This is a genomic window from Thermus scotoductus DSM 8553, assembly GCF_000381045.1.
Lineage (GTDB): Bacteria > Deinococcota > Deinococci > Deinococcales > Thermaceae > Thermus > Thermus scotoductus.
The window spans coordinates 1-7,691 of record NZ_KB905778.1 but is presented as its reverse complement, the minus strand read 5'-3'; the positions used below and the strand labels follow the sequence as shown (position 1 = coordinate 7,691).

Here is a 7,691-nt window from a genome sequence, read left to right as displayed (position 1 = left end):
GGGGATTTGACCTGGAGGCCACGCACGTGACGCGGGGGGAGAGGCTTTCGCGGCTTTTGGTCCCCTTGAGCCTGGCCTTCGTGTGGGCGTTTCGGACGGGGCTTGTGCTGCACCGGGTGCGTCCGGTGAGGCCCAAGAAGCACGGGAGGCTGGGACAGAGCCTCTTCCGGGCGGGGCTGGACCTGCTCACCCTTTGGGCGCTTGCCCTCTGGGGTGCAGGGGGAGGAAGGCGCGGAAGTCCCTTGGGGTTATGCCCTATGGAGGTTTTGACGTGTACATAGGGGGTTGGCACTTAATCTGGCAAAGATGAAGGGACGGACTTTTATCAAGGTCCTCTACCTGCTTCTGCTTTTCGCCCTGGTCTCTTGCCAAGAAAGAGGAGAGAGGCCGCCCCAAGCCGCCTCCCCCCAGGTGGGCACCCTCTCCTACGACTCCAAGCCCTTGCCACCTTTTAAGCCCGAGCCCTTGGCTTGGACCGCCCCGGTCTGGCAAGGGTATTCCCTTACCCTAAGGACGCTCGGGTATAGGACAGGGGCAGAGCTTACCAGCGCCCAGGGTGAGGCCACCCTTTACCTTCCCGTGAATCCCGGCCTCGAGCCCGAAGCCCTGGAGCTCAAGCTGGCCTTTTCCCCGGGGCTCCCCCAGGGTTACCTGGAGATCCTTTCCCAGGGCCAACCTGTTTTCCAGGCAGCCCTGCCCGCAGCCTCTCTCCTCATCCCCCTCAAGGGCGTGAAGGTGGAGCGGGGCCTCCTAACCCTAACGCTTCGCACCCAGTTTCCGGCTAAGGACCTTTGCGCTGCCCAAGAGCTCTTCCGCGTGCACGTCCTTCCCGAAAGCCGCCTCCTCCTCGCCGGCCGCCCCACGCCCCCCGAAACCCTGGCGTCCTTCTTCCCCCCCCATGTGGAGCGGGTGGTGGTCCACCTGCCCGACCCCCCCTCCCCCGAAGCGGCCCAAGCCGTCCTTTGGCTCGCGGGCTTCCTGGCGCGGACCTACCCGGGGCGGGTGCCGGAACTCCGCCTCGAGGCGCTCCCCAAGGCCCCCCTTGAGCCCCACCCCTTCGTCCGCCACGTGGTCTGGCAGGAAGGCGAGGGTGCGAGACTAGAGGGTTTCGCCCTCCACCTGGGCAGCCTCCGGGAGGCCGCCCGCCTCTTCCTAGCCGAGCCCGGCCTCCTGCAGGCCCCCTTCCCCGGTGAGGCCACCGAGGCCCTCTCCCTTAAGGCGCCTGAGGAGCTTGGACCCAGGGTGAGCCTGGCCGAACTTGGCTACGGTCCCCAGCGGGTGGAGGGGTTCGGGGTGCTGACCGCCTCCTATGCCTTCGCCCTGGCCGATCTTGGACCGAAGCGTCACCCGGTGGGCCTCCGGCTCCGGGCCGTCCACAGCCCCGCACTTTCGCAAAGGGGCTACGTGGAGCTCCTCCTGAACGGGGTGGCCTTCTATTCCGAGCCCCTGGAAGGGACCCTTCTGGACCTCTACGCTCCCGTGCCCGCCCGCCTCTTGGAGCGCAACAACACCCTGGAGGTGCGCTTCCGCTACGCTCCCGCCGAGGGCCAGTGCACCTATGGCGCCCTGCCCTTTACCGCCACCTTGGACCCCGCCTCCTACTTGGTCCTCGAGGGGGGCGAGGCCCTTTCGGGACTGGATGCCTTCCCCCAGGCCCTGCTCCCCAGATTCTGGGTTTACCTTGAACCCCTGGACTCCTTCAAGCTAGGGCTCGCCGCCCGCCTGGTCCAGGCCCTGCAGGAGACCACAAAAACCCCCCTTCTCCCCGAGATCTCCCCTACCCCCGACCGTGCCCCCCTCCTGGCCGTGGGTGGACCCGGTTTGCCTCAGGCCCTGGGGGCGCCCCTCCGCACCCCGGGTTTTCGCCTTGTGGACAGCCGGGGCACTCCCTGGCTGGTGGTCCAGCCGGAAGGGCCCTACGCTGCCCTTCAGGCCTTTTCCCAAAAAAAGGGCCCCCTCCTCCTCCTGAGCCACACCAGCACAACCGGGGAAATCCTCGCCCCCTTCCTGGAGGAGGCCTTAAAGGAAGGGTGGTTCGCCCTCCACGGGGAGATTGCCCTCCGCGGCCCCTCAGGGCCCTTAGTGACCTTTTCCCTTTCCAAAAGCGCCCTCCGGGTCCAGCCCTTGCCCGAAACCCCAGCAAGTTTTCTCGCCCGGTACCGCAAGGAGGTCTACCTGGTCCTAACCGCCCTCGCCCTCCTTTCCCTGGTGGCCCTTTACCCCAAGGTGGTGCGCCGTGGAAAGGCCTAAACTCGGCGAGTTTCTGGTGGCCCGGGGCCTCCTCAGCGAGGAGCAGCTTTCCCGGGCCCTGGAGCTCCAACAAAGAAGCAGGGAGAGGCTCGGCCGGATCCTCCTGGCCCTGGGCTACGTCCGGCGGCAGGAACTCTACCAGGCCCTCTCCCAGCTATGGGGCTTCCCCTTCGTTCTCCTCACCGAGGAGCGGCCCGACCCCAGGCTCCTTAGGCGCTGGCCCCTCGAGGAGGCCTTAAGGCACCGGGCCATCCCCTTGCGGCTTCGCCAAGAGGGCACCCTTCTCGTGGCCGTAAGCGACGCCCCCTCCCCCACCCTCGAGTCCGCCCTTAAGGCCCACCTGGGCGTGGTGAACCCCCTCTACCTGGTCACCACCGAATGGGATGTGGACTGGGCCATCCGGGAGTTCTACCGAAAGCCCCTCTTAGACCAATCGGTCTATGCCCTCTACTACCGGAGCCCAGAGGAGTCGGCCTACACCGTCTTCACCCCGGGCCAGTACCTGGCCTTGGCCGCGGGCCTACTCGGAACCCTCCTCGGCCTCTACCTTTGGCCCAGGGAGACCCTGATCCTTCTTAACCTCCTGGTCAACGCCTTTTTCTTTGCCAGCGTGGCCTTCAAGTTCGCCGTGAGCCTTGCCGGGGCCCTGGCCGAGCGCCACACCCCCGTGACCGAGGAGGAGGTCCGGGCCCTAAAGGAGGAGGAGCTCCCCACCTACACCGTCCTGGTTCCCGTGTACCGGGAGGCCAACGTGGTGGGCCTCCTGATGCGGAACCTGGCAGGGCTGGACTACCCCAAGGAGAAGCTGGAGATCCTGGTCCTCATTGAGGAGGACGACCCGGAAACCCTCGAGGCTGCCAAGGCGGCCCGCCCCCCGGCCAATGTCCAGTTCGTGATCATCCCCAACGGCCAGCCCAAAACCAAGCCCAAGGCCTGCAATGTGGGCCTCCTCTTTGCTCGAGGGGAGTACTTGGTCATCTACGATGCGGAGGACCAGCCGGAGCCGGACCAGCTTAAAAAGGCGCTGGTGGCCTTCCGGAAAGGCCCAGAGCACAGGGTATGCGTCCAGGCCGCCCTGAACTACTTCAACTGGAAGGAGAACTTCCTCACCCGGATGTTCACCCTGGAGTACTCCTACTGGTTTGACTACCTTCTCCCGGGCCTGGACCGCCTCGGCCTCCCCATCCCCCTCGGGGGGACCAGCAACCACTTCAAAACGGAGAAGCTGCGCGAGCTTGGCGGCTGGGACCCCTTCAACGTGACCGAGGACGCCGATCTCGGCATCCGGGCGGCCATGCGGGGCTACACCGTGGGCGTGGTGAACTCTACCACCTACGAGGAGGCCAACAACCACGTGGGCAACTGGATCCGCCAGCGCTCCCGCTGGATTAAGGGGTACATGCAGACCGCCCTGGTCCACAGCCGTAAGCCCCTTAGGCTCGTGAAGCAGGTGGGCATACGCCAGTTCCTGGCCTTTTTCCTCCTCATCGCCGGAACCCCCCTTACCTTTCTCCTTTCCCCCCTCCTTTGGGGGCTTTTCCTCCTTTGGCTCCTCACGGGAACGCAGGCCCTGGAACCCTACTTTCCCCCCTTTGTCCTCTACCTTTCCTTGTTTAACCTCCTCCTGGGGAACGCCTTGGCCATCTACCTCAACATGCTGGCGGCCTTTAAGCGCAGGCTCTACGCCCTGGCGCCCTTCGCCCTCTTAAACCCCGTCTACTGGATCCTCCACAGCGTGGCCGCCTATAAAGCCCTATTCCAGCTCTTTACCAAGCCCTTCTATTGGGAGAAAACCCTCCATGGCCTCAGCAAGCAGGAAGCGCCTCACCTGGAGCCTACCCCTTGAGCTGGGGTTAGGCCTACTCCTGGCCCTGCCCGCCGGCATGGCCGCCCTGGGGCTAACCCAAGAGGGCTACCTCAGCGACCTCCACGCCGCTTACCTGGCCAAGGTGTACCTGGCCCTAGACCGCGGCCGGTTGGAGTTTCTAGGCTTCAGTTACCCCCCCTTGCCCCTTCTCCTGCTTTTCCCCTGGCCCTCCCCTTGGGCGCCCCCCGTCCTGGGCACCGTCCTTTTGGGCTTGGGCTTCGCCCTCGTCCTGGCCGAGGCCAAAAGGCGGGCTGGGATCCTGCCTTTGGTTTTGCTCGGGGGCTTCCTCCTTTCCCCTTGGCCCATCCACCTTCTCGCCCAGGACTTCGCCCAGGTCCTGGGCCTCGTCCTTTTGTGGTGGGCCTGGACCCTCTACCTGCGCTGGCTGGAAGAGGGCCTGTCCTTTTTTCTCTTCGCCTCGGGCCTTGTGCTGAGCCTCGCCGTCTACGCCACCCCTTTTGCCCTTCCTTTGGGGGTGCTCTTCGCCCTGGGGATCGGCCTCCTCCGACGGGTGGAGCCTCGAGCCTGGGCCGCGGCCAGCCTGGTCCTCCTCTTCCCCCTCCTCTTCACCACCCTGGCCTGGGCCTACCTGGGCTGGCTCTTCACGGGTGGGGGAATCTTCCTCTATAGGGCGCTCCCCCAGGAAACCCCTCCCTTGGGAGAGGTCTTCCTGGCAAGCCCCGCCTATCTGGCTGGGGGCCTCTTCCTTTTGGCCCGTTTACGGCCAGGCCTCCTTCTTTACCTAGCCCCCCTTCTCGTCCTCCTCGCCCTGCCACCCCTGGGCTTTGGCTATACCCTCCCCATGGCCACCGCCCTCCTCCTCCTCTTCGCCTTAGGGGGTTTGCCCCCCCTTGCCCCGAAACCGCACCTTCTGGGGGCGGCCCTGCTGGTTGCCCTTCTCCAGGCCCTGGCGGGTTGGGCCCTTCTAAAGCCCCTCAACCCCCCTCCGGACCCCATGGAGCGGGCCATCGGCCAGACCCTGGCCCAGGCCCCACCCCGATCCACCCTGGCCGACGACCGGGAGAGCTATCGCCTCCTCGCCTGGGCAGGGACGGCCCGGCCCTTCGTGCTTCCCGCCGACGCCGGCTTCCTCCTGGCCCTTTCTGCCCCCCAGGCCTACGTAAGCCGCCTTCTGGTCTGCCAGGGCAGCGGAGCCCTCCAGCCCCGCTACGGCCAAGGAACCCCCCCTGGGTTTAGGGAGGAGTGGCGGTACAAGGGCTGCCGCCTGCTGAGGAGGCCGGGAGAACCCCCCTAATGCCGGCCCCGTGAAGCTCTTTTGGAAGCTAAAAGCGCAGGAAGCAAAAGGGGGTCCGGCCCGGTGTGAAGGGGGGCGCCCGCCCGTCCCAGACCCCTCGGAGGGCGCCAATTTGCCCCTCCGGACCCTTATACACTTTACTCTTGGTTCCTGCGCCAAAAAACTCCACTGGGACTTTATCTCGGGGCCCCCAGGCGGGCTTTAGGCCCGCATGGGGTGGTATTACAGGACAAGCCCGGCCGGAAAGCAAGGCCTCTGGGCCGCGCCTGGGCCAGGGCTTGGGGCCGATGGGCCTAGGCTAGAGGGTCACCACCTGGTCCACCCTCCCCTCGAGGGCCCGGTAGAGGTCGGGGAAGCAGCCCACCTGCACCCCTTCCACCACGTGGGGAGCCACGCGGCACTCCCCGGGAGTGGTGCGCCCTTCCCCTTGCGGCGTGCACCAGCGGGGCTCCCCCTGGGCCAGGCCCCTCTCCAGGGCACAGAGGTCGCACATCATGAGGAGGATTCCCTTCTCCCTCGCCACCCGGGCAAGCCTCTCCCCGATGGGGTTTCCCTTTTGCAGGACCATGACGTTGTCGTCAAAGAAGAAGATCCCCACCACCTCCGCCCCGTGGACCCCCGCCTCCAACTGCGGCAGGATCATCTGGGCGAGCTTGTGGCTTGCGGCCCTGGGGCTTGAAAGCACGTAGGCTACCCTCATCCTTCACCTCCTAGAAAGGCGGCCTAGTAGGCCGCTCTCCTAGCTTACCCACCCCAGGGTCCTTCCGGACCGCCTCTCTCCTGAGGCATTCTCCCCTCCTCCGCGAAAAGGGCTTCGGGCTTTCGGACCACCTCCCGCCGCACCGCCGGCGCCACCTCGATGGCCCGCAGCATCTTCGATTTCCCCTTGAACCTCAATCGTACGCGCCAGGGCAGTGACCATGCCGCAAGGGGTGTGGCGGTAACCGCTCAGGATCGGTACGCCTCCCACAAGGCCTCCATGGTGCTCCTGCGGTCCTGGGGCAGGGGTTCATAGGGGGTGAGGTTGTGGAGCCGGAGGAGGGCCCCCTCCTCCCCCAGGTCCAAAACGGAGAGGCCGCAGGGGTGGACCTCCAGGGGCAGGAAACCCGGCCTCCCGGTAAGGGCATGGGTGAGGAGGGCCCGGATCACCCCCCCGTGGGCCACGAGGAGGAGGGTGTCCCAGGCCCGCTCCAGGAGGCGCCGGTAGGCGGCAAGGACGCGCTCCAGAAAGTCTTGGTACCGCTCCCCCCCCAGGAAGCGCTCCTCCAGGCTTTGGGGCCGGAAGGCCTCCAGGAAGGCCCGCCTGGGGTCGGGGAGGTCCTTTAGCCTCCCCGGCCGGATCTCCTGAAACTCGGGCCAGGCCTCCACGGGCACGGACCGGCCTCCAAGCACCAGGGCCAGGGTCTCCTCCGTGCGGGGCAGGCCCGAGTGGAGGGCGAGGTCCAGGGGAACCTCCCGGAGGAGGGCCCCCACCGCCCGGGCCTGGGCCCTTCCCCGTTCCGTGAGCCCCACGCCCTCGGGGGGCACGGGCCGCCCTTGGGGGAAGTAGTCCACCTCCCCGTGCCGCAGGAGAAGAAGCCTCCTTCTCACGGGTAGCGCTCCAGGTACCTGGGGCTTGCGATCCTAAGCTTCCGCCCCACATGGGCCTTGAGGAAGGCCAGGGTTCCCGGGGGCGCTTGCCCATGCCGGATCCGGGCCGCCAGGGTTCGCAAGAGCTCCCCTAAAGGCCCCTCCCGCCCCAGGAGGGCGGCAAGCTCCCTCCCCTCCTCCCCCTCCAGGGCCTCCCCCAGGGCCAGCTCCCTCCGGGCGATCCCCAAAGCGTTCAGGGCCACCAGGGTCTGGAAGCGGAGCCTGGGGTCCTCCAAAGCCGGCAGGAGTTCCCTCTCCAGAAACTCCCCCACCGCCTGCAAAAGCTCCGCCGCGGTAGGCCGGTCCCGCATTCAATACCCCCCCTTTTCTATAAGGTGGAGGATCTCGTATTCCATCTCCGAGGCCAGCCGCCCCAAAACCGCAAACTCCACACTCCTCTATATAGCCCACATTCCGCACCCCTCCTCCCTCCGCGTTAGGATTTTGGGATGGCAGCCACACCCGACCTACAGGTGTACGACCTCGGCCACCTGGGCCTGGTGGCCAGCATCGTGGACCGTATCGGGCTGGTCCCCCTGGTGGACGAACGGGTGGGCCCCCGCCCGGGGGAAAAGGTGAGCACGGGGGTGGCCCTGAAAGCGGCCATTCTGAACGCCCTGGGCTTCGTGACCTCCCCCCTCTACCTCTTCGGCCACTACTGGGAGGGCAAGCCCACGGAGTGGCTCCTGG

8 protein-coding genes and 1 pseudogene are annotated in these 7,691 nt (G+C 66.5%); 5 read left to right on the top strand and 4 right to left on the bottom strand.

All coding sequences use genetic code 11. The features are described 5' to 3' along the window. From F604_RS0110830 to F604_RS0110815, 4 genes and pseudogenes are all read left to right on the top strand, one after another. Nucleotides 1-281 (top strand): annotated as a pseudogene (locus F604_RS0110830) (IS4 family transposase); the annotation flags it as partial. Between the two features lie 25 nt (nucleotides 282-306). Further along, nucleotides 307-2,250: a cellulose biosynthesis cyclic di-GMP-binding regulatory protein BcsB gene (locus F604_RS0110825; RefSeq protein ID WP_019551663.1), complete on the top strand. Its 1,944-nt coding sequence runs from the start codon at nucleotides 307-309 to the stop codon at nucleotides 2,248-2,250. Next, a complete protein-coding gene (locus F604_RS0110820) occupies nucleotides 2,237-4,096 on the top strand; it encodes a glycosyltransferase family 2 protein (protein ID WP_019551662.1) in 1,860 nt (619 codons plus the stop codon). The genes F604_RS0110825 and F604_RS0110820 overlap by 14 nt, the downstream gene beginning before the upstream one ends. Then, nucleotides 4,050-5,372 carry a hypothetical protein gene (locus F604_RS0110815; protein WP_019551661.1) on the top strand — a complete coding sequence of 441 codons (1,323 nt, stop codon included), beginning with the start codon at nucleotides 4,050-4,052 and terminating at the stop codon, nucleotides 5,370-5,372. Before F604_RS0110820 ends, F604_RS0110815 begins: the two co-directional genes overlap by 47 nt. 298 nt (nucleotides 5,373-5,670) lie before the next feature. Here the strand turns inward: F604_RS0110815 and F604_RS0110810 are convergent, their stop codons facing one another. The 4 genes from F604_RS0110810 to F604_RS0110795 form a co-directional block, all read right to left on the bottom strand. Continuing rightward, on the bottom strand, nucleotides 5,671-6,072 hold the full coding sequence (locus F604_RS0110810; RefSeq protein WP_019551660.1) for a SaoD/DsrE family protein: 402 nt from the start codon (nucleotides 6,070-6,072) through the stop codon (nucleotides 5,671-5,673). 44 nt (nucleotides 6,073-6,116) lie between these two features. Continuing rightward, complete coding sequence (locus F604_RS13465; protein WP_019551659.1) at nucleotides 6,117-6,245, bottom strand: hypothetical protein; 129 nt, start codon at nucleotides 6,243-6,245, stop codon at nucleotides 6,117-6,119. Nucleotides 6,246-6,320: 75 nt separating this feature from the next. Then, nucleotides 6,321-6,962 carry a histidine phosphatase family protein gene (locus tag F604_RS0110800; RefSeq protein ID WP_019551658.1) on the bottom strand — a complete coding sequence of 214 codons (642 nt, stop codon included), beginning with the start codon at nucleotides 6,960-6,962 and terminating at the stop codon, nucleotides 6,321-6,323. Continuing rightward, complete coding sequence (locus F604_RS0110795; RefSeq protein ID WP_019551657.1) at nucleotides 6,959-7,312, bottom strand: DUF6285 domain-containing protein; 354 nt, start codon at nucleotides 7,310-7,312, stop codon at nucleotides 6,959-6,961. Before F604_RS0110795 ends, F604_RS0110800 begins: the two co-directional genes overlap by 4 nt. A 138-nt stretch (nucleotides 7,313-7,450) precedes the next feature. Between F604_RS0110795 and F604_RS12710 the strand changes: the two genes are divergently transcribed. Beyond that, a partial coding sequence (locus tag F604_RS12710; protein ID WP_026328966.1) for a DUF4277 domain-containing protein occupies nucleotides 7,451-7,691 on the top strand: 241 nt, incomplete at its 3' end.